This window comes from Ramlibacter humi (assembly GCF_004681975.1).
Lineage (GTDB): Bacteria > Pseudomonadota > Gammaproteobacteria > Burkholderiales > Burkholderiaceae_C > Ramlibacter > Ramlibacter humi.
Map to the genome: position 1 here is coordinate 84,987 of NZ_SMLK01000003.1, position 21,204 is coordinate 106,190.

The window sequence follows — 21,204 nt, forward strand, 5'->3', positions numbered from 1 at the left end:
GCCTTATTCCTTGATGTCCACGCCGTAAAAATTGTGGCGGCCGAACGGCGACAGCTTGAAGTCGATGACTTCCTTGCGCACCGGCTTCAGCTGCACCGCGTGGGCGATGGTGAACCAGGGAGCCTGTTCCTTGAAGATCACCTGGGCGCGTTCGTACAGCTTGGCGCGCTCGGCCTGGTTGGACACCGTCTTGGCCTTCAGCACCACGTCCTCGAACGGCTGGTAGCAGAACTTCGCGACGTTGGAGCCGTTGGTCTTGGCCGAATCGCAGCCCAGCAGCGTGTTCAGGAAGTTGTCCGGGTCGCCGTTGTCGCCGGTCCAGCCCAGCATGCCCATCTGGTGCTCGCCGGCCTGCATGCGCTTGCGGTACTCGCCCCACTCGAAGGTCTTGATCTCGGCCTTGATGCCCACCTTGGCCAGGTCGGCCTGCATCAGCTCGGCGATGCGCTTGGCGTTCGGGTTGTACGGGCGCTGCACCGGCATGGCCCACAGGTCGGTCGTGAAGCCGTTCGGGTGGCCGGCCTGCGCCAGCAGCTTCTTGGCGGCTTCGGGATCGTACGGATCGTCCTTGACCGCGTCGTTGTACGACCACATCGTGGGCGGGATCGGGTTCTTCGCCGCCACGCCGGTGGACAGGAACACGCCGTCGATGATGGCCTTCTTGTTGATGGCCATGTTGACGGCCTTGCGCACGCGCACGTCGTCGAACGGCTTCTTGGTGGTGTTGTACGCGAGGTAGCCGATGTTCAGGCCCGGCTGCTCCAGGACGGTGACGTTCGGGTCCTTCTTGATCGCGTCCAGGTCGGCCGGGTTCGGGTACGGCATGACGTGGCACTCGCCCTTCTGCAGCTTGGCCCAGCGCACGCTGGCATCCGGCGTGATGGAGTACACCAGGTCGTCGATCTTGGCCTTGGGGCCCCAGAACTGCGGGAACGCCTTGTAGCGGATGACGGCGTCCTTCTGGTACTGCACCAGGTAGAACGGGCCGGTGCCGATGGGCTCCTGGTCGATCTTCTCGGGCGTGCCGGCCTTGAGCATGGCGTCGGCGTATTCCTTGGACTGGACGGCCGCGTACGGCATCGCCAGGTTGGCCAGGAAAGGCGCCTCGGGCTTGTTCAGCGTGATCTTGACGGTGTAGTCGTCCACCTTCTCGACCGACTTCAGCAGCTTGGGCATGCCCATGTCGTTGAAGTACGAGTGGTTGGAGCTGGTGACCTTGTAGTACGGGTTGTCTTCCTTCCACTGGCGGTCGAAGGCGAACACCACGTCGTCGGCGTTGAAGTCGCGCGTGGGCTTGAACGCGCGTTGGTTGTGCCACTTCACGCCCTTGCGCAGGTGGAAGGTGTAGACCAGACCGTCATTGGAGATGTCCCACTTCTCGGCCAGGCCGGGCACGACCTTGGTGCCGCCGCGCTCGAACTCGACGATGCGGTTGTAGATGGGCTCGTTGCCGTCGAACGACGTGCCGGTGGTGTTGACGCCGGGATAGAAGTTTTCCGGGCTGCCTTCCGAGCAGAACACCAGGGTCTTGGCCGAGACGCCGGTGGCGCAGGCCAGGGCCAGCACGGCCATCGCGACCTGCTTGCGGTTGAAGGACAGTTGCATGGGGGCTCCTTGAAAGGTCACGCCGCTTGGGCGCTGAGGGGGCGATTATCGACAGGACGGGCTTCGGGAAAACCCGACGCGAGGAAGTCCTCGGCGAAGTGGCAGGCCACCAGGCGGCCGTCCACCGGACGCGCGGGCGGACGTTCCACCTTGCAGCGTTCCACCGCGTACGGGCAGCGGGTGGAGAACACGCAGCCTTGCGGCGGGTTCAGCGGCGATGGCAGCTCGCCCTGCAGCACGATGCGGCGCTGCTGCGAGCCCACGCCGGGCGTGGACGCCAGCAGCGCCTGCGTGTACGGGTGCAGCGGGCGCGCGAAGATCCTCTCGCGCGGGCCCTGCTCCATCACCAGGCCCAGGTACATCACCAGCACGTCGTGCGCGATGTGCCGCACCACCGCCAGGTCGTGCGAGATGAACAGGTACGCCAGCTGGTACTTCGCCTGCAGGTCGGCCAGCAGGTTGAGCACCTGCGCCTGGATGGACACGTCCAGCGCCGACACCGGCTCGTCGGCCACCAGCAGCTTCGGCTGCAGCATCAGCGCGCGCGCGATGGCGATGCGCTGGCGCTGGCCGCCGCTGAACATGTGCGGGTAGCGGCTGGCCTGCTCGGGCCGCAGGCCCACCTGCGCCAGCATCTCGCGCGCCTTGTCCGCGCGTTCCTTCGCGCCCAGGTCGGTGTGGATGGCCAGCGGCGCGGCCAGCACGTCGACGATCTTCTTGCGCGGGTTGAGCGAGCCATACGGGTTCTGGAACACCAATTGCACCGAGCGGCGCAGCTGGCGGCGCTGGTCATGGGGCGGATCCACCGCGTCGACGCCGCCCAGCGACAACGTGCCCGCCGCGGGCTTCTCGATCAGCGACACCATGCGCGCGAGCGTGGACTTGCCGCAGCCCGACTCGCCCACCACCGCCAGCGTGCGGCCCGGCTCGATGGTGAACGACACGCCGCCCACGGCCTGCAGCAGAGCGGGGTCCTTGAACAGGCCGCGGCGGATCTTGTAGACCTGCCGCAGGTCCTTGGCTTCAACGACGGGAGTCATGGCGGTGCTCATTGCGAAGCCTCCGCGCCCACCAGGCCGTCTTGCGCGATGGCCTGCTGCCGCTGCGGGTCGCCCAGCGGGTAGTGGCAGCGCACCTGGCCGCCTTGCCATTCACGCAACTCCGGCCGCACGGCGCGCGAGTGTCCGGTGGCGTACGCGCAGCGCGGCGCGAACAGGCAGCCCGTGGGCCGGTCGAACACGCCCGGCACCACGCCGGGGATGGTGGCCAGCTTGCTGCCGACCTCGCCGCGTTCCGGCAAGGCGGACAGCAGCGCCTCGGTGTAGGGGTGCTGCGGGCGGGCGAACAGCGCGTCGACCGGCTGCTGTTCCATCACCTGGCCGGCGTACATCACGGCCACGCGCTGCGCCATCTCGTGCACCACGCCCATGTTGTGCGTGATGAGCACCAGCGTCATGCCCGTTTCCTGCTGCAGGCGGCGCAGCAGGTCCAGGATCTGCGCCTGGATGGTGACGTCCAGCGCGGTGGTGGGTTCGTCGGCGATCAGCAGGCGCGGGTTGCAGGCGATGGCCATCGCGATCATCACGCGCTGGTTCATGCCGCCCGACAGCTGGTGCGGGTAGTCGTTCAGCCGGCTGGCCGCGGCGGGGATGCCCACCTGTTCCAGCAGCTCGATGGCACGGCGCTTGGCGCCCGCCTTGTCCAGCGGCAGGTGCAGCCGCAGCGCTTCCACCAGCTGGTAGCCGATGGTGAAGCAGGGGTTCAGGCTGCTGGTGGGCTCCTGGAAGATCATGGCCATGTCCTTGCCCACCAGCCGCCGGCGCGCGGCCGGCGACAGGCCCAGCAGGTCCTGGCCCAGGAAGCGCAGCTTCTTCGCGCGCACGCGGCCGGGGAAGCCGATGAGGCCCATGACGGCCATCATGGTCACGCTCTTGCCGGAGCCGGACTCGCCGACGATGCCCAGCACCTCGCCCTGGCGCAGCTGGAGGCTGACGCCTTCCACCGCGTGCATGACGCTGCCCTGCGTGGGGAATTCCACGTGCAGGTCTTCGATTTCGAGCAGCAACTCACTCATCTTTTCAGCTTCGGGTCGAGCGCGTCGCGCAGGCCGTCGCCCAGCAGGTTGAAGGCCAGCACGGCCACCAGGATCATCAGGCCGGGGAAAGTCACGACCCACCAGGCGCGCAGCACGAACTCGCGCGCGTCGGCCAGCATGGTTCCCCATTCCGGCGCGGGCGGCTGCGCGCCCAGGCCCAGGAAGCCCAGCGCGGCCGCGTCGAGGATGGCGGTGGAGACGCCCAGCGAAGCCTGCACGATGAGCGGCGCGGCGCAGTTGGGCAGCACCTCGCTGAACATCAGCCGCAGCGTGCCGGCGCCGCTGACGCGCGCGGCCGTCACGTAGTCCTTGGACACTTCCGCGATGACCGCCGCGCGCGTGATGCGCACGTAGTGCGGCAGCAGCACGATGGCCACCGCCAGCATCGCGTTGACCAGGCCCGGGCCGAGGATGGCCACCACCACGATGGCCAGCAGCAGGCTGGGCAGCGTCAGCAGGATGTCCATCATCCGCATGATCGCGATCTCGGTCACGCCGCGCGCGAAGCCGGCGACCAGCCCCAGCGCGACGCCCACCACCAGCGAAAGGGCGACCACGCCCAGGCCGATGGACAGCGACAGGCGCGCGCCGTGGATCAGGCGCGAAAGGATGTCGCGGCCGATGGCGTCGGTGCCCAGCAGGTAGGAAGCGGAACCGCCGGACTGCCACGCGGGCGGCTTGAGGAACACGGCGTTGTTGGTTTCGAAGGGCGCGTGCGGCGCCAGCCAGGGCGCGAACAGCGCCATCAGCAGCATGACGACGACCACGACGAGGCCGATGACGGCCCCGCGGTTGGCGCTGAAGGCCAGCCAGAACTCGCGCAGCGGCCCGGGCGGCGCGGCTTGGATGGTGACGGGTGCGGCGGCGGTGCTCATCGGCGGATGCGGGGGTTGATGAAGCCGTAGGTCACGTCCACCAGCAGGTTGACGAGCATGACCACGCCGCCCAGCAGCAGCATGCCGCCCTGCAGCACGGGGTAGTCGCGGCGGGCGATGGCTTCGATCAGCCACTTGCCCACGCCCGGCCAGGAGAAGATGGTTTCGGTGAGGATGGCGCCGGTGAACAGCACGCCCACCTGCAGGCCGATGACGGTGATCACCGGGATCAGCGCGTTTCGCAGCGCGTGCACGCCCACCACCCGCAGCGGCGGCAGGCCCTTGGCGCGCGCGGTGCGGATGTAGTCCTCGCCCAGCACTTCCAGCATGGCCGAGCGCGTCATGCGCGCCACCACCGCCATCGGGTTGGTGCCCAGCACGATGGCCGGCAGGATGAGGTGCTTCACCGCGGAGCCGAAAGCGCCCTTGTCGTCGGACAGCAGCGAATCGACCAGCAGGAAGCCGGTCTTCGGCTCGATGAAGTACTGCACCGCCAGGCGGCCCGACACCGGCGTCCAGCCCAGTTGCACGGAGAACAGCAGGATCAGCAGCAGGCCCCACCAGAAGATGGGCATGGAGTAGCCGGTGAGCGACGTCGCCATCACGCCATGGTCGAACACGGAATTGCGCTTGACCGCGGCGACGATGCCCGCCGGGATGCCCAGCAGCAGCGCGAACAGGATGGCGCACAGCGCCAGTTCGATGGTGGCCGGGAACAGCGCCGCGAATTCGCGGATCACCGGTTCCTGCGTGATCATGGACTTGCCCAGGTCGCCGTGGAGCACGCGGCCGATGTAGATGCCGTACTGCACCCACACCGGCTGGTCCAGGCCGTATTCCTTCAGCAGTTTTTCGTGGCGGGCGGCGTCGATGCCGCGCTCGCCCGCCATCGTCTCGATGGGGTCGCCCGGCACCAGCCGGATCAGGAAGAACGCCAGCAGCGTCATCCCGAAGAAAGTCGGGATGACCAGCGACAGGCGGGTGAGGATGAAACGGAACATGGAAACGGAAAGGCCGCGGGGGGCGCTATTGTGCCGCCCTCGAGCTTAGGGATTACCCGCCAGCCCGGCGGGAGCCGCAAGCAAGTCCCGCGCCGAGCCCTATTTCTTGTCGCGCAGCTCGCGCCGCAGGATCTTGCCGACCGGCGTCTTGGGCAGGTCGGTGCGGAATTCGATCACCCGCGGCTGCTTGTAGCCCGTGAGGTTGGCGCGGCAGAACTCGCGCACTTTTTCTTCGGTCAGCGCGGGATCCTTCTTCACGACGACCAGCTTCACCGCCTCGCCGGTCTTCTCGTCGGGCACGCCGACCACGGCGCACTCCAGCACGCCGTCGAGCTTGGCGACCACGTCCTCGACCTCGTTCGGGTACACGTTGAAGCCGGACACCAGGACCATGTCCTTCTTGCGGTCGACGATCTTGAAGTAGCCGCGCTCGTCCACCACGCCGATGTCGCCGGTCTTGAAGAAGCCGTCGGGCGTCATGACCTTGGCCGTCTCGTCGGGGCGCTGCCAGTAGCCGGCCATCACCTGCGGGCCGCGGATGGCGATCTCGCCGGGCTGGCCCAGCGGCACCTCGTTGCCGTCGTCGTCCAGGCACTTCATCTCGGTGGACGGCAGCGGCACGCCGATGGTGCCGCTGTACTCGGTGCTGGTCACCGGGTTGCAGCTGGCCGACGGCGAGGTTTCCGACAGGCCATAGCCTTCGCAGATCGGGCAGCCGGTCTTCTGCAGCCACTTCTGCGCCACCGCGCCCTGCACCGCCATGCCGCCGCCGACGGAGATCTTCAGGTTCTTCCAGTTGACCCTGTCGAAGTCCGGGTGGTTGGCCAGGCCGTTGAACAGCGTGTTGACCGCGGGGAAGCTGTGGAAGGTGTGCTTGCTCAGCTCCTGCAGCACCGCGGGCAGGTCGCGCGGGTTGGGGATGAGGATCAGCTTTCCGCCCGTGCGCATGGACAGCATCATCCCCACCGTGAACGCGAAGATGTGGTACAGCGGCAGCGCACACACGCCGGTGGGCTGCTCGCCCGCGGGCACCTTGCCCATCACCGGCTGGTTCCAGGCTTCGGACTGCAGCACGTTGGCGATGACGTTGCGGTGCAGCAGCACCGCGCCCTTGGAAACGCCGGTGGTGCCGCCGGTGTACTGCAGCACCGCCACGTCGTCGGGCCTGGTGTCCACCGGCTTGAACGTGCCGCGCGTGCCTTGCGCGACGGCCTGGTTGAAGCGCACCGCGCCGGGCAGTTCGTAGGCGGGCACCATCTTCTTGACGTTGCGCACCACGTAGTTGACCAGCCCGCCCTTGAGCAGGCCCAGCATGTCGCCCATCGCGGCCATCACCACGTGCTTGACCGGCGTGGCCGCGATGCACTGCTGCAGCGTGTTGGCGAAGTTCTCGATGATGACGATGGCCTTGGCGCCCGAGTCCTTCAGCTGGTGCTCCAGCTCGCGCGGCGTGTACAGCGGGTTGACGTTCACCACCACCAGGCCGGCGCGCAGGATGGCGGCCACGGCCACCGGGTACTGCGGCACGTTGGGCATCATGATCGCGACGCGGTCGCCCTTGGCGAGCCCGATGCCCTGGAAGTAGGTCGCCAGCGCCTGGCTGAGCGAATCGGTCTGGCCGTACGTGACCTCCTTGCCCATGAAGCTGTAGGCGGGCCGGTCGCGGTACTGGGTGAAGCTCTCCTCCATCAGCTGCACCAGCGAGCGGTACTGCGAGGGATCGATCGTCGCCGGCACGCTGGCCGGATAGGCGCCCAGCCAGGGGGGATTGGTCGTCATGCTTGTCTCCGTCTTTTTTCGTTGCGAGGGGGGCTCAGGCTTTCAGCGCCGCCAGCACTTCGTCCAGCATCTTCTTGGCGTCGCCGAACAGCATGCGGTTGTTGTCCTTGTAGAACAACGGGTTGTCCACGCCGGCGTAGCCCGAGGCCATGCTGCGCTTCATCACGATGGAATGGCGCGCCTTCCACACCTCCAGCACCGGCATGCCGGCGATGGGGCTGGACGGGTCGTCCTGCGCCGCGGGGTTCACGATGTCGTTGGCGCCGATGACCATCGCGACGTCGGTGTCGGGGAAGTCCTCGTTGATCTCGTCCATCTCCAGCACGATGTCGTACGGGACCTTGGCTTCGGCCAGCAGCACGTTCATGTGGCCCGGCATGCGGCCGGCCACCGGGTGGATGCCGAAGCGCACGTCGACGCCCTTCTCGCGCAGCAGCTTCGTGATCTCGTAGACCGTGTGCTGCGCCTGCGCCACCGCCATGCCGTAGCCGGGCACGATGACCACGTTCTTGGCCTCGCGCAGCATCTCGGCGGTTTCCGCCGCGCTGATGGGCGTCACTTCGCCGGCCGGCTGCGCGCCGCCGGCCGCCGGTGCCGGCGCGCCGCCGCCGGTGCCGAAACCGCCCGCGATGACGCTGATGAAGTTGCGGTTCATCGCGCGGCACATGATGTACGAGAGGATCGCGCCCGACGAACCCACCAGCGCGCCCACCACGATCAGCAGGTCGTTGGACAGCATGAAGCCGGTGGCCGCGGCGGCCCAGCCCGAATAGCTGTTCAGCATGGACACCACCACCGGCATGTCGGCGCCGCCGATGGCCATCACCATGTGCACGCCGAACAGCAGCGCGATGACGGTCATCACGATGAGCGGCGTCATGCCGGCCGGGATGGATTCGGCATGCAGGAACGCGCGGCCGAACCAGATGACGATCAGCAGGCCCGCCAGGTTGAGCCAGTGGCGCCCCGGCAGCAGCAGCGGCTTGCCGCCGATGCGGCCCGACAGCTTGCCGAAGGCCACGATGGAGCCGGAGAAAGTCACCGCGCCGATCAGGATGCCGACGTAGATTTCCACTTCGTGGATGGCCTTCTCGGCACCTTCGAACGCGATGGAGGTGTCCACGTAGCTGGCGTAGCCCACCAGGCAGGCGGCCAGGCCCACCAGGCTGTGCATCAGCGCGACCAGCTCGGGCATCTGCGTCATCTGCACCTTCTTGGCCGCGACGAGGCCGACGGCCCCGCCGGCGACCAGCGCGCCGACGATCCACGGGATGCCGGCCGGCGTGACGCGCGGACCGAACACGGTGGCCAGCACGGCGACCGCCATGCCGATCATCCCGAACAGGTTGCCGCGGCGCGCGGTTTCGGGATTGGACAACCCACCCAGGCTCAGGATGAACAGGATGGTGGCGCCGATGTAGGAAACGGTGGCGAGGCTCGCAGTCATGTCAGTCTCTTACTTGCGGAACATCGCCAGCATGCGACGCGTGACCGCGAAGCCGCCGAACATGTTGACGGCCGTCAGCGCGAGCCCGAAGACAGCCAGGCCCAGGATCAGCTGCGCCGGACGGCTGGCGTCCGCGCCGGTGACCGGCGGCGCCACCTGGATCAAGGCGCCGATGGCGATGATCGAGGAGATGGCATTGGTCACGCTCATCAGCGGCGTGTGCAGCGACGGCGTCACGTTCCAGATCACCATGTAGCCGATGAAGCAGGCGAGCACGAACACGGTGAAGTGCGCCAGGAACGACGCCGGCGCGAACAACCCCACCAGCGCGAACAGCACCGCGCAGACACCGAAGATGATGGCCAGCGACCGGCCCGGCATCGGCTCGCCCGCGCCATGGCCGTGGCCCTTGGGCGCGGTGGGCGCCGCGGCGGCCGGCTTGGCTTGCGGCGGGGCGGCCGGCAGCTTGGGCGGCGGCGCGGGCCAGGTGATGGCGCCGTCCTTGATGACGGTGAGCCCGCGGATCGCGTCGTCGTCCATGTTGACGTTCACGACGCCGTCCTTGGCCTTGCACAGCTCTTCGGCCAGCCGCAGCAGGTTGGTCGAATAGAGCGTGGACGACTGCTTGGCCAGGCGGCTCGCCAGGTCGGTGTAGCCGACGATGGTGACGCCGTGCCGCACCACGGCCTGGCCGGGCACCGTGAGTTCGCAGTTGCCACCCTGCTCGGCGGCCATGTCCACGATGACGCTGCCCGGCTGCATGGTCTTCACCATGTCGGCCGTGATCAGCTTGGGTGCCGGCTTGCCCGGGATCAGGGCCGTCGTGATGATGATGTCGGCGTCCTTGGCCTGCTGCGCGTACATGGCGCGCTGCGCCTGCTGGAAGCCTTCGCTCATGACCTTGGCGTAGCCGCCGCCGCCCGAGCCTTCCTCCTCGTAGTCGACCTTGACGAACTCGCCGCCCAGCGACTTCACCTGGTCGGCGACTTCCGCGCGCGTGTCGTTGGCGCGCACGATGGCACCCAGGTTGGCCGCGGTGCCGACGGCGGCCAGGCCGGCCACGCCGGCGCCGGCGATGAACACCTTGGCCGGCGGCACCTTGCCCGCGGCGGTGACCTGGCCGTTGAAGAAGCGGCCGAAGGCATTGGCCGCCTCGATGACCGCGCGGTAACCGGTGATGCCCGCCATGGACGTCAGCGCGTCCATCTTCTGCGCGCGCGACAGCTGGCGCGGCAGCGCGTCGATGGCCAGCACGGTGGCCTTCCTCGCGGCCAGCTGCTGCATGAGTTCGGGGTTCTGCGCCGGCCAGACGAAGCCGACGAGCATGCCGCCTTCGCGCATCAGGCCGACTTCCTGCGGGCTGGGCGGCCGCACCTTGAAGACGATGTCGGCGCGGCTCCACAGGGTGGCGGCGTCCGGCACCACTTCGGCGCCGGCGGCGCGGTAGGTGTCGTCGGCGAAGTTCGCGGCGTCGCCGGCGCCGCTTTGCACCGCCACGGAGAACCCGAGCTTGACGAGTTTCTCCACCACCGCGGGCACGGTGGCGACGCGCTTTTCACCCGGCACCGTCTCGGCGGGCACTCCAATGAGCATGGGGTTGTCTCCTCGCTTGCGCGGTGAGGTTGTAAGGTTTCGTTCAAGCTTACCTGAACTCTGCCGCTGCACTGGAATCCTTCGCACGCGTCCCCAACTGGGTGGCGCACCTCCGCGAGCCCTCCGCCTTGGCCCTCTTCATCCTCTCCGCGCTGCTGCACACCCTGATCGGCATGCGCCTGCTGCCCGCGCTCGGCCTGGGCCCGTCCATCGCGCTGGCCGCGTGGCTGGTGTTCTCCGCCGCCCTGGTGCCTATGGGCATGGTGGCGCGCCGCTTCGCCCGGCCGCCGCGATCCGACCAGTTGCAGGCGGCCGGGCTGTTCGCGCTCGGCCTGTTCTCGTCGCTGCTGGTGCTGACCTTGCTGCGCGACGTGGTGCTGATCGCGGCCCTGCTGCTGGACTGGACGCGGCCGGAGCTCTCGCGCTGGACCGCTGAAGGCGTGCCGCTGCTCGCCCTGGCGCTCAGCCTGCTGGGCCTGGCCAACACCCGCCGCACCGCCCGGGTGAAGAGCGTGGACGTGCCCATCGCCAACCTGCCGCCCGGGCTGCACGGCTTCACCATCGCGCAGATCACCGACCTGCACGTCGGGCCCACCATCCGCGGCAGCTACATCCGCCGCATCGTCGAGCGCGTCAACTCGCTGGAAGCCGATGCGGTGGCCATCACCGGCGACATCGTCGACGGCCCGGTGCCCGAGCTGGGCGCGCATGTCGCGCCGCTGGGCGAGCTGCGCTCGCGCCACGGCAGCTTCTTCGTCACCGGCAATCACGAGTACTACGCGGGCCACGCGCCCTGGCTGGCGGAACTGCGCCGGCTGGGCATCCGCGTGCTGCTGAACGAGCACGTGGTCATCGAACGCGCCGGTACCACGCTGGTGCTGGCGGGCGTGCCCGACTGGAGCGCCCACCACTTCGAGCCTTCGCACCGCAGCGACCCGGCCAAGGCGCTGTCCGGCGCGCCAGCAGATGCCGGCGCGAGGATCCTGCTGGCACACCAGCCGCGCACCGCGCCTGCCGCTGAGCTGGCCGGCTTCGACTTGCAGCTGTCGGGCCACACCCACGGCGGCCAGTTCTTCCCCTGGATCTTCTTCGTCCGATTGCAGCAGCCCTTCACGGCCGGGCTGCACCGGCTGGGGCGGCTCTGGGTCTACGTCAGCCGCGGTACAGGCTACTGGGGACCGCCCAAACGCGTGGCGGCACCGTCCGAAATCACCCGGCTGAGGCTGGTACGCGGCTGAGCTGCCGACCAGCTGGGCTGGCGTGAGTCCTACAAGCGGGTAGGGCCGCGTCCCACGCGGATGAGCTGGGGCGGGACGGAAAACTGACCGGATGCCACGTGCCGCATTCCTCTCCTCCCCGCTCACCGGCGCCCGCGCGGGCAACGTTTCCTATCTCGGCGCCGCGCGCGCGCGACGCAAGTTCGAGCTTTACTACCCGGACGGCTTCCAGGACGACACCTACCTGATCGCCGAACGCGCGCACAAGGAACGCGCCCACCTCGAATGGCAGGCCGAGCTCGGTCCCGCCGACTTCCGCAAGCTGCTGGCACGCGGCGAGTTCCGCCAGATCGCCGACGCGGCCATCCGCATCGAGGCGCGCACCAACCTGCTCTTCTCGTTCGAGAAGATGGCGCTGCGCGACGCGCTGAAGACGCCGGCCGGTTCGCGGCTGTTCGCGCACGAGCTGTATGCCTTCCTGTACGGCCGCGGCTCGCCCCAGCGCAAGTTCGATGACTGGATCCAGGCCGTGGCCGACCTGCCGCAGCCGCGGGCGCGAGTGCTGACGTGGCCGGTGGTCACGGTGTTCGGCTTCATTGCGCGGCCCGACAAGCACCTGTTCCTGAAGCCGCGCGTCACGCGCCGGGCGGCGCGCGGCTACGGCTTTGACTTCGGCTACCAGTCCGAGCCGTCCTGGGCGGTTTACCAGGGCCTGCAGACCTTCGGCGCCATCATCCGCCGCGACCTGGACCGCCGGCCGGGCTTTCGTGCCCGCGACATGATCGACGTGCAATCGTTCATCTGGGTGCAGGGCTCCGACGAGTACGACGCCTGACCGCCAGGCCGCCAGGCCGCGCGGCGCGCCCGCACGAACGGGCGCTTTTCGATAATCGCGCGATGAACATCCGCTGGAAACCTAGCGTCACCGTGGCCGCCGTCATCGAGCGCGACGGGCGCTTCCTGCTGGTCGAGGAAGAGACGCGCGACGGCCTCATGCTCAACAACGCCGCCGGCCACCTGGACCCGGGCGAATCGCCCCAGCAGGGCTGCGCACGCGAAACGCTGGAGGAAACGGCGCATCGCTTCACGCCCACGGCGCTGGTCGTGTACCTCTCGCGTTCACGCGAGACGGACACCGGCGCGGACTTCACCTATCTGCGATTCGCGTTCTGCGGCGGACTGGGCGAGCGCGAGCCGGGCCGGACACTGGACACGGGCATCGTGCGCACCCTGTGGATGACGCCCGAGGAAGTGCGCGCCAGCCGCGAAAGGCACCGCAGCCCGCTGCTGCTGCGCTGCATGGAAGACTACCTGGCCGGCGCGCGGCACCCGCTGTCGCTGGTGACCACCGACGAGAGCGTGTACCGCCAGCCCTGAGCCGGCATGCCCGCAGCCCGGCGCGGTGAAAGGGCCGCTTGGGATAATCCACCTCATGAACAGCAAGCGTGTCGTGGTCGGACTCAGCGGAGGCGTGGATTCCGCGGTGAGCGCCTGGCTGCTCAAGCGCCAGGGCTGGGACGTCGTCGGCATCTTCATGAAGAACTGGGAAGACGACGATGACGACGAGTACTGCTCGTCGCGCCAGGACTTCCTGGACGCCGCCGCGGTGGCCGACGTCATCGGCATCGACATCGAGCACGTCAACTTCGCGGCCGAATACAAGGACCGCGTGTTCGCCGAGTTCCTGCGCGAGTACCAGGCCGGCCGCACGCCCAACCCGGACGTGCTGTGCAACGCCGAGATCAAGTTCAAGGCTTTCCTCGATCACGCCATGCGTCTGGGTGCAGCGAAGATCGCCACGGGCCACTACGCCCGCGTACGCGAGAACGCAGGCCGTTTCGAACTGCTCAAGGGCCTGGACGACACCAAGGACCAGAGCTATTTCCTGCACCGCCTGACGCAGGCGCAGCTGTCGCGCTCGCTGTTCCCGGTGGGCGAGCTGCGCAAGACCGAGGTGCGGCGCATCGCGGAAGAGATCGGCCTGCCCAACGCGAAGAAGAAGGACTCCACCGGCATCTGCTTCATCGGCGAGCGGCCGTTCCGTGACTTCCTCAACCGCTACATCTCGCGCGAACCGGGGCCGATCAAGGACGAGCGCGGCCGCGTCATCGGCCAGCACCAGGGGCTGTCGTTCTACACGCTGGGCCAGCGGCAGGGCCTGGGCATCGGCGGCGTGAAAGCCAAGGGCGCGCAGCGCGGCGGCGGGGAGCACGAACCCTGGTTCGTGGCGCGCAAGGACATCGAGCGCAACACGCTCTATGCGGTGCAGGGGCATGACCACCCCTGGCTGCAGTCGCTGGCGTTGGAAGCCGACGACGCCAGCTGGATCGCCGGCGCGGCGCCCGCGTCCGGCGAGTACGGGTCCAAGACGCGCTACCGCCAAGCCGACGCGCCGTGCGTGCTGGCGTCGGGTGCGAATGGCGCGTTCCACCTCGACTTCCCGCAGCCGCAGTGGGCCGTCACGCCGGGGCAGTCGGCGGTGCTGTACGACGGTGAGGTGTGCCTGGGCGGTGGCGTCATCGCGTCAGCCGCGGCCTGACCGGCACCAAACAAAACGCCGGGCTGGACCCGGCGTTTTGTCTGGGAGACCACCCGCTCAGAACGGGATGTCGTCGTCCATGTCGTCGAACCCCGACGAAGGCTTGTTCGCCGCCGGGCTCTTGGCCGCAGGTGCGGGCGCGCGCGAAGGCTGGCTGCGGCCACCGCCACCGCCACCGTAGCCGTCGTCTTCCGGATAACCACCGCCGCCGCCACCGCCCTGGCCGCCGCCCATGCCTTCGCGTTTGCCGAGCATCTTCATTTCGCTGGCGCGGATCTCGGTGGTGTACTTTTCCTGGCCGCTCTGGTCGGTCCACTTGCGGGTGCGCAGGCTGCCTTCCACGTAGACCTGCGAGCCCTTGCGCAGGTACTCGCCCGCGATCTCGGCCAGGCGGTCGTTGAAGACCACGCGGTGCCACTCGGTGAGTTCCTTCATCTCGCCCGACTGCTTGTCCTTCCACTTTTCCGTGGTGGCGATGGTGACGTTGCAAACGCGGCCGCCGCTGGGGAAGGTGCGCATTTCGGGATCGCGGCCCAGGTTGCCGACGATGATGACCTTGTTGACGGATGACATTGAGGGGTTCCTCCTAGATCAGATTATGTGGCCTCGGCCTCATCGGCCAGCACCTGCTCCGGCGAAGGCGAGCGGACCGGCGCCACCATGGGCCACGCCACCACCAGCCACACCAGCGTGGCGCAGGCGCAGGCCGCGAACAGGCCCGTGCTCCCAACGTGCTTGGTCAGCCAACCGCCGACGGCGCCGCCGGCGAAGAAACCCAGCGATTGAAGGGTGTTGTAGACGCCCAGCGCCGCGCCGCGCGCCTGCGGCGGCGCCACGCGCGAGGCCATGCTGGGCTGGCTGGCTTCCAGCACGTTGAAGCCGCAGAAAAAGAGGAACAGCATCACCCCCAGCAGCGCGATGCCGGGACGCGGCGCCAGAGCCAGCCCCACCTGCACGGCGCCGATGACGCCGATGGCCGCCAGGAACACCGCACGCAGGTAGCCGCGCCGTTCCGCCGGGAACAGCGTCATCGACATCACCACGAACGACGCCAGCACGGCCGGCAGGTACACCTGCCAGTGGTGGTCCTTGGCCAGGCCGGCCTGCACCAGCAGCGCCGGGATGGCCACCCACATGGCCAGCTGCACCGCGTGCAGCACGAACACGCCGACGTTCAGCCGCACCAGCGGGCCGTAGCCCAGCACGTCGCGCAGGCGGCCGCGCGGCACGTTCTTGTGCCGCACCGGCTCGGGTGGCGTCCACCACGCCACCACCGCCATGCAGCCCAGCGCCAGGCAGCCGGTGATGGCGAACAGGCCCGACAGGCCGATCCAGCCGGCCAGCGCCGGCGCCGCCACCAGGGACAGCGCGAACATCAGCCCGATGCTGGCACCCACCATCGCCATGGCGATGGTGCGCACTTCGTCACGCGTCTGGTCGGCCAGCAAAGCGGTGACGGCCGCGGAAACGGCGCCGGCGCCCTGCAGGGCGCGGCCGGCGATGAGCCAGTTCAGGCTGGGCGCGGCCGAGGCCAGGAAGCTGCCCGCCGCGAACACCGCCAGGCCCAGCAGGATGACGCGCTTGCGGCCGAACCGGTCGGAGGCCAGGCCGTACGCGAACTGCAGCACGCCCTGGGTCAGGCCGTAGATGCCCATGGCCAGGCCGATCAGCGCCGGGTCGCCGCCGCCGGGGTAGCGCGCGGCTTCCAGCGCGAACACGGGCAGGACCAGGAAAAGGCCCAGCATGCGCGAGGCGAACACGGTGGCGAGCGAGCCGCTGGCGCGGCGCTCCAGCGGCGTCATGCGATGCCGGTCGGGGGAAGCTGTGGTCACGGGAAGGGGAGGAACGGAACGCTGCGGGCCCGTGCGGATGGGCGAACCCCGCATTGTCGGACATGCGCGCCGGGCGGGTCCCGCCGGGCCGGGATGCCGGTCTATGATGCTTGGTTTCCCTCGCGCCAGCCCAGCCTTTTGAACACCTCCGCCGAAGGCAAGTACCTCGCCCGCTCACTGCAGGACCAGCGGATCGCCATCCGCGGGGCGCGCACGCACAACCTCAAGAACGTCGACCTCGACCTGCCGCGCAACCAGCTGGTGGTGATCACGGGGCTGTCGGGCTCGGGCAAGTCGTCGCTCGCCTTCGACACCCTGTACGCCGAGGGCCAGCGCCGCTACGTGGAAAGCCTGTCGGCCTATGCCCGGCAGTTCCTGCAGCTGATGGACAAGCCGGACGTGGACCTGATCGAAGGCCTGTCGCCCGCCATCGCCATCGAGCAGAAGGCCACCAGCCACAACCCGCGGTCCACCGTCGGCACGGTGACCGAGATTCACGACTACCTGCGCCTCTTGTTCGCGCGCGCGGGCACGCCCTACTGCCCCGACCACGACATCCCGCTGACGTCGCAGACGGTCTCGCAAATGGTGGACACGGTGCTGGCGCTGCCGCAGGACACCAAGCTCATGGTGCTGGCGCCCATCGCGCGCGAGCGCAAGGGCGAGTTCGAGGACGTGTTCGCGCAGCTGCAGGCGCAGGGCTACATCCGCTTCCGCATCAACGGCACGCAGTACGAAGCAGAGAGCCTTCCCAAGCTGAAGAAGACCGAGAAGCACGACATCGACGTGGTGATCGACCGGCTGAAGGTGCGCCCCGAAGTGCAGCAGCGGCTGGCCGAAAGCTTCGAGGCCGCGCTGCGCCTGGCCGACGGCCGCGCCATCGCGCTGGAGATGGACGACGGCAAGGAGCACCTGTTCAACGCCAAGTTCTCCTGCCCCATCTGCCACTACTCCATCGCCGAGCTGGAGCCGCGCCTTTTCTCGTTCAACTCGCCCGTGGGCGCCTGCCCGGTGTGCGACGGCCTGGGCTGCCAGGAATTCTTCGACCCGCAGCGCGTGGTGGCCTTCCCTTCGCTGTCGCTGGCGTCCGGCGCCATCAAGGGCTGGGACCGCCGCAACCCGTACTACTTCTCGATGATCGAGAGCCTGGCAAAGCACTACGGCTTCAGCGTCGACGAGCCGTTCGAGAACCTGGAACTGCCGGTGCAGAACGCCGTGCTCAACGGCTCCGGCGAAGAAGAGATCAAGTTCCACTACGTGATGGAATCGGGCGCGTCGGCCGGCAAGAAGGTGACGCGCAAGCACCCGTGGGAAGGCGTCATCCCGAACATGGTGCGGCGCTTCCGCGAAACCGATTCGTCGGCCGTGCGCGAGGAACTGGCGCGCTACCGCAGCCTGCAGCCCTGCCATGAATGTGGTGGCACGCGCCTTCGCACCGAAGCGCGGCACGTGCGCATCGGCGAAGGCGGCGAAAGCCGAACCATCTATGAAGTCAGCGGGGTCACGCTGCGCGAGGCGCTGGCGTACTTCGAATCGCTGCACCTGCAAGGCGCGAAGGCCGAGATCGCCAGCAAGGTGGTGCGCGAGATCGCCAACCGGCTGCGGTTCCTCAACGACGTCGGCCTGAACTACCTGAGCCTGGAGCGCAGCGCCGAGACGCTGTCCGGCGGCGAGGCGCAGCGCATCCGGCTGGCATCGCAGATCGGCAGCGGCCTCACCGGCGTGATGTACGTGCTGGACGAGCCCAGCATCGGCCTGCACCAGCGTGACAACGACCGGCTGATCGGCACGCTGAAGCACCTGCGCGACCTGGGCAACTCGGTCATCGTGGTGGAACACGACGAGGACATGATCCGCGCCGCCGACCACGTCGTGGACATGGGCCCGGGCGCCGGCATCCACGGCGGCCAGGTGATGGCCGAAGGCACGCCCGCCGAAGTCGAGGCCAGCGACGCATCGCTCACGGGCAAGTACCTGTCCGGCAAGCTGGAGATCGCGGTGCCGAAGAAGCGCACACCCTGGCTGCCGCTGGAAGGCGGCAAGGCGGGTGAGGTGCAGCGCATCCGCATCGCGGGCGCGCGCGGGCACAACCTGAAGGACGTGACGGTGGACGTCCCCGTGGGTCTTCTCACCTGCGTCACCGGCGTGTCGGGTTCGGGCAAGTCCACGCTGGTGAACGACACGCTGTACGCCGCGGTGGCGCGCACGCTGTACCGCGCGCACGAAGAGCCTGCGGCGCACGACGAGATCGACGGCATCGAGCACTTCGACAAGGTGATCAACGTCGACCAGTCGCCCATCGGCCGCACGCCGCGCAGCAACCCGGCCACCTACACCGGCCTGTTCACGCCCATCCGCGAACTGATGGCCGAGACCGCCACCGCCAAGGAACGCGGCTACGGCCCGGGCCGCTTCTCGTTCAACGTCGCGGGTGGCCGCTGCGAGGCCTGCCAGGGCGACGGCGTGGTGAAGGTGGAGATGCACTTCCTGCCCGACGTCTACGTGCCGTGCGACGTCTGCAAGGGCGCGCGCTACAACCGCGAGACGCTGGAGGTGCAGTGGAAGGGCCGCAACATCGCCCAGATCCTGGACCTCACCGTCGAGGACGCGCACGAGTTCCTGAAACCCGTGCCCAACATCGCCCGCAAGCTGCAGACGCTGCTGGACGTGGGCCTGTCGTACGTCAAGCTGGGGCAGGCCGCCACCACGCTGTCGGGCGGCGAGGCGCAGCGCGTGAAGCTGGCGCTGGAACTGTCCAAGCGCGACACCGGCCGCACGCTTTACATCCTGGACGAGCCCACCACCGGCCTGCACTTCGCCGACACCGACCTGCTGCTGAAGGTGCTGCACCAGCTGCGCGACGCGGGCAACACCATCGTCATCATCGAGCACAACCTCGACGTGATCAAAACCGCCGACTGGGTGATCGACATGGGCCCCGAAGGCGGCGCGGGCGGCGGCACCGTGGTGGCCGCCGGCACGCCGGAAGACGTGGCGAAGAACCCGGCCAGCTTCACCGGCAAGTACCTCAAGCGCCTGCTGCGCGCCTGAGCGGTCAGGCCCTGGACGAGCCGGCCGAAGGCGGCTACCGGATGGCGCCGGCGGGCCGCCGGGGCGCGGCTGAACCACGCCCTGCGGCCCTCGCCTACAGCCTGCGGCGTCCTTGCGCGCTACCTTGGCCGAAAGGAGCCGCCATGAAAGACCAGACCCCGGGCGTGCAGCCCGAACGCATCGACATGGACAACCCGCAGGCCCGCGTCCACTGGGCCCGCAAGCTGGACGCCAGCGAAGACCAGCTGCGCGAAGCGGTGCGCGCGGTCGGCGACCGCGCCACCGACGTGGAACTGCACCTCAAGGGCGCGCGCAGCACGACCAACTCGGACCGCGTGCACGAACTCGGCGCGAAGTGATCAGGGGCGCGAGGCGGCCAGCAGGTCGCGCGTGCGGCGCGCTTCCGCGCGCGCCGCGTCGGCGAAGTCGTCGCCGGACGACGCGTACAGGATCGCGCGCGACGAATTGACGACGATGGGCGCATCGGCGCGCCAGCCCGCGCGCACCGTGGCGGCCGCGTCGCCGCCCTGAGCGCCCACGCCGGGGATCAGCAGCGGCAGCCTGGGCGCGATGGCGCGCACGCGCTCGATCTCCACGGGATAGGTGGCGCCCACCACCAGCCCCAGCTGGCCGTTCAGGTTCCATGGCCCCTGCGCCAGCTTCGCCACGTGCTCGTACAGCAGCGGGCTGCCTTCGATGGAGCCGAGCCGCTGGTTCTGCAGGTCGTCCCCACCGGGGTTGGACGTGCGGCACAACAGGAACGCGCCCTTGCCTTCGTACTTCAGGTAAGGCTGCACCGAATCGAAGCCCATGAACGGCGACAGCGTCACCGCGTCGGCGCCGTAACGCTCGAAGGCTTCCACCGCGTACTGCTCCGCGGTGGAACCGATGTCGCCGCGCTTGGCGTCCAGGATCACGGGCACGTGCGGCGCGGTGCTGCGCATGTGCGCCACCAGCTTTTCCAGCTGCTGCTCCGCGCGGTGCGCGGCGAAGTAGGCGATCTGCGGCTTGAACGCGATGGCGAGGTCCGCCGTGGCGTCGACGATGCGCGCGCAGAAGTCGTAGATGCGGCCGGCGTCGCCCTTCAGCGCGCCCGGGAAGCGCTTCGGTTCCGGGTCCAGCCCCACGCACAGCATCGAGCCGTTGCGCTCCTGCGCACCCTGCAGCATCTCGAGGAAAGTCATGCCGGCGATTTTAAGGATCGCCCCGCGACTGGCCGCCGTCGTGCTGACGATGGCGGCGATCGCGTCGGTGCTGCGGCCTTTGCGGGCCGCGCGGAAAGCGGTCCAGGCTAGTGCTTCACCGGCGGCGAGTTGGCCACGGCCTGCTGGTAGAGGCCCATCACCTTCGGGATGTTGTCGCGCAGGCGGGCCAGGCGGTCGGCTCCGCTCGGGTGCGTGGACAGGAAGGCGGGTCCCTGGCTGCCGCCGGAAGCCTGGCCCATCTTCTCCCACAGCGTGACCGCGCCCTGCGGGTTGTAGCCCGCGCGCGCGCCCATCTCCAGGCCGACCAGGTCGGCTTCGGTTTCGTCCTCGCGCGAGAAGCGCAGCGTGATCAGCTGGGTGCCGATGTTGGCCGCCACGTCGCCCAGCTGGCCCAGCCCGAACAGCTGCGCGCCCAGCTGCAGCAGCGTGCCCGTGCCCTGCTCCTTGGCGACGCGCGAGCGCGCGTGCTCGCGCACGGCATGCCCGATCTCGTGCCCCACCACCATCGCGCACTCGTCGTCGGTCAGCTTCAGCTGGTCGAGCAGGCCGGTGTACACGGCGATCTTGCCGCCCGGCATGCAGAACGCGTTGATCTCCTTGCTGCCCAGCAGGTTGACTTCCCAGCGCCAGCTCTTGGCACGGTCGTTCCAGCGCAGGCTTTGCGGGATCAGGCGCGAAGCGATGTAGCGAAGCCGCTGCAGCTGCGGGTAGTTGTCCGGCGCCAGCGCGCCCTGCTGCTTGGCCTGCGCCAGCATCTGCGAATACTGCTGCGCGGCGGCGGCCTCGATCTCCTCGGCGGGCACCAGGCTGCGCGCCTTCGAGGGCGGGCCGACGTCCACCTGCGCGAGGGCCGACTGCGTGGCCGCCACACCGGCCAGGGCAAGGAAGCCGCGGCGCGGCATCCACGGGGAGGTGCGGGCGTAGCAGAGCTGGCACATGCGGCAATAATAAACAGGCACACCCCA

General features: G+C 68.8%; 18 protein-coding genes. 6 read left to right on the plus strand and 12 right to left on the minus strand.

Going from position 1 to position 21,204, the window contains the following annotated elements; genetic code table 11:
* Positions 1-3: 3 nt before the first annotated feature.
* From EZ216_RS11380 to EZ216_RS11415, 8 genes are all read right to left on the minus strand, one after another.
* Positions 4-1,605: an ABC transporter substrate-binding protein gene (locus EZ216_RS11380; RefSeq protein WP_135249889.1), complete on the minus strand. Its 1,602-nt coding sequence runs from the start codon at positions 1,603-1,605 to the stop codon at positions 4-6.
* A gap of 17 nt (positions 1,606-1,622) precedes the next feature.
* Positions 1,623-2,645, minus strand: a complete 1,023-nt coding sequence (locus EZ216_RS11385) for a dipeptide ABC transporter ATP-binding protein (RefSeq protein ID WP_135249890.1) — start codon at positions 2,643-2,645, stop codon at positions 1,623-1,625.
* Positions 2,646-2,653: 8 nt separating this feature from the next.
* Entirely contained in the window at positions 2,654-3,679 is a 1,026-nt protein-coding gene (locus tag EZ216_RS11390) for an ABC transporter ATP-binding protein (RefSeq protein WP_135249891.1), read from the minus strand.
* The gene (locus tag EZ216_RS11395) at positions 3,676-4,575 is read right to left on the minus strand and encodes an ABC transporter permease subunit (protein ID WP_135249892.1); all 900 of its coding nucleotides are present in this window, start codon (positions 4,573-4,575) and stop codon (positions 3,676-3,678) included. The genes EZ216_RS11390 and EZ216_RS11395 overlap by 4 nt, the downstream gene beginning before the upstream one ends.
* Positions 4,572-5,576, minus strand: a complete 1,005-nt coding sequence (locus EZ216_RS11400; RefSeq protein ID WP_135249893.1) for an ABC transporter permease subunit — start codon at positions 5,574-5,576, stop codon at positions 4,572-4,574. The genes EZ216_RS11395 and EZ216_RS11400 overlap by 4 nt, the downstream gene beginning before the upstream one ends.
* Before the next feature lie 99 nt (positions 5,577-5,675).
* Positions 5,676-7,355 carry a long-chain-fatty-acid--CoA ligase gene (locus tag EZ216_RS11405; protein WP_135249894.1) on the minus strand — a complete coding sequence of 560 codons (1,680 nt, stop codon included), beginning with the start codon at positions 7,353-7,355 and terminating at the stop codon, positions 5,676-5,678.
* A 34-nt stretch (positions 7,356-7,389) separates the two neighbouring features.
* On the minus strand, positions 7,390-8,802 hold the full coding sequence (pntB, locus tag EZ216_RS11410; protein ID WP_135249895.1) for a Re/Si-specific NAD(P)(+) transhydrogenase subunit beta: 1,413 nt from the start codon (positions 8,800-8,802) through the stop codon (positions 7,390-7,392).
* 9 nt (positions 8,803-8,811) lie between these two features.
* The gene (locus tag EZ216_RS11415; RefSeq protein WP_135249896.1) at positions 8,812-10,395 is read right to left on the minus strand and encodes a Re/Si-specific NAD(P)(+) transhydrogenase subunit alpha; all 1,584 of its coding nucleotides are present in this window, start codon (positions 10,393-10,395) and stop codon (positions 8,812-8,814) included.
* 173 nt (positions 10,396-10,568) lie between these two features.
* Here EZ216_RS11415 and EZ216_RS11420 point away from each other — a divergent pair, with 173 nt between their 5' ends.
* The 4 genes from EZ216_RS11420 (at position 10,569) to mnmA (ending at position 14,151) form a co-directional block, all read left to right on the plus strand.
* Entirely contained in the window at positions 10,569-11,633 is a 1,065-nt protein-coding gene (locus EZ216_RS11420) for a metallophosphoesterase (RefSeq protein ID WP_135250206.1), read from the plus strand.
* A 91-nt stretch (positions 11,634-11,724) separates the two neighbouring features.
* Positions 11,725-12,447 carry a hypothetical protein gene (locus EZ216_RS11425; RefSeq protein WP_135249897.1) on the plus strand — a complete coding sequence of 241 codons (723 nt, stop codon included), beginning with the start codon at positions 11,725-11,727 and terminating at the stop codon, positions 12,445-12,447.
* A 62-nt stretch (positions 12,448-12,509) separates the two neighbouring features.
* Entirely contained in the window at positions 12,510-12,989 is a 480-nt protein-coding gene (locus EZ216_RS11430; protein ID WP_135249898.1) for an NUDIX hydrolase, read from the plus strand.
* A 55-nt stretch (positions 12,990-13,044) separates the two neighbouring features.
* The gene (gene mnmA / locus EZ216_RS11435) at positions 13,045-14,151 is read left to right on the plus strand and encodes a tRNA 2-thiouridine(34) synthase MnmA (RefSeq protein ID WP_135249899.1); all 1,107 of its coding nucleotides are present in this window, start codon (positions 13,045-13,047) and stop codon (positions 14,149-14,151) included.
* A 57-nt stretch (positions 14,152-14,208) separates the two neighbouring features.
* Here mnmA and ssb read toward each other — a convergent pair whose 3' ends face one another.
* Together ssb and EZ216_RS11445 are read right to left on the minus strand one after the other, a co-directional pair.
* Positions 14,209-14,724, minus strand: a complete 516-nt coding sequence (ssb, locus tag EZ216_RS11440) for a single-stranded DNA-binding protein (RefSeq protein ID WP_135249900.1) — start codon at positions 14,722-14,724, stop codon at positions 14,209-14,211.
* A 23-nt stretch (positions 14,725-14,747) separates the two neighbouring features.
* The gene (locus EZ216_RS11445; protein ID WP_135250207.1) at positions 14,748-15,953 is read right to left on the minus strand and encodes an MFS transporter; all 1,206 of its coding nucleotides are present in this window, start codon (positions 15,951-15,953) and stop codon (positions 14,748-14,750) included.
* A 123-nt stretch (positions 15,954-16,076) separates the two neighbouring features.
* Between EZ216_RS11445 and uvrA the strand changes: the two genes are divergently transcribed.
* Together uvrA and EZ216_RS11455 are read left to right on the plus strand one after the other, a co-directional pair.
* A complete protein-coding gene (gene uvrA, locus EZ216_RS11450) occupies positions 16,077-19,034 on the plus strand; it encodes an excinuclease ABC subunit UvrA (protein ID WP_135249901.1) in 2,958 nt (985 codons plus the stop codon).
* Between the two features lie 143 nt (positions 19,035-19,177).
* Positions 19,178-19,393 carry a DUF3606 domain-containing protein gene (locus EZ216_RS11455; RefSeq protein WP_135249902.1) on the plus strand — a complete coding sequence of 72 codons (216 nt, stop codon included), beginning with the start codon at positions 19,178-19,180 and terminating at the stop codon, positions 19,391-19,393.
* Here EZ216_RS11455 and pyrF read toward each other — a convergent pair whose 3' ends face one another.
* Entirely contained in the window at positions 19,394-20,218 is an 825-nt protein-coding gene (pyrF, locus tag EZ216_RS11460) for an orotidine-5'-phosphate decarboxylase (RefSeq protein ID WP_135249903.1), read from the minus strand. It lies immediately after the preceding gene.
* Positions 20,219-20,325: 107 nt separating this feature from the next.
* Positions 20,326-21,177, minus strand: a complete 852-nt coding sequence (locus tag EZ216_RS11465; protein ID WP_135249904.1) for a M48 family metallopeptidase — start codon at positions 21,175-21,177, stop codon at positions 20,326-20,328.
* Positions 21,178-21,204 lie beyond the last annotated feature (27 nt).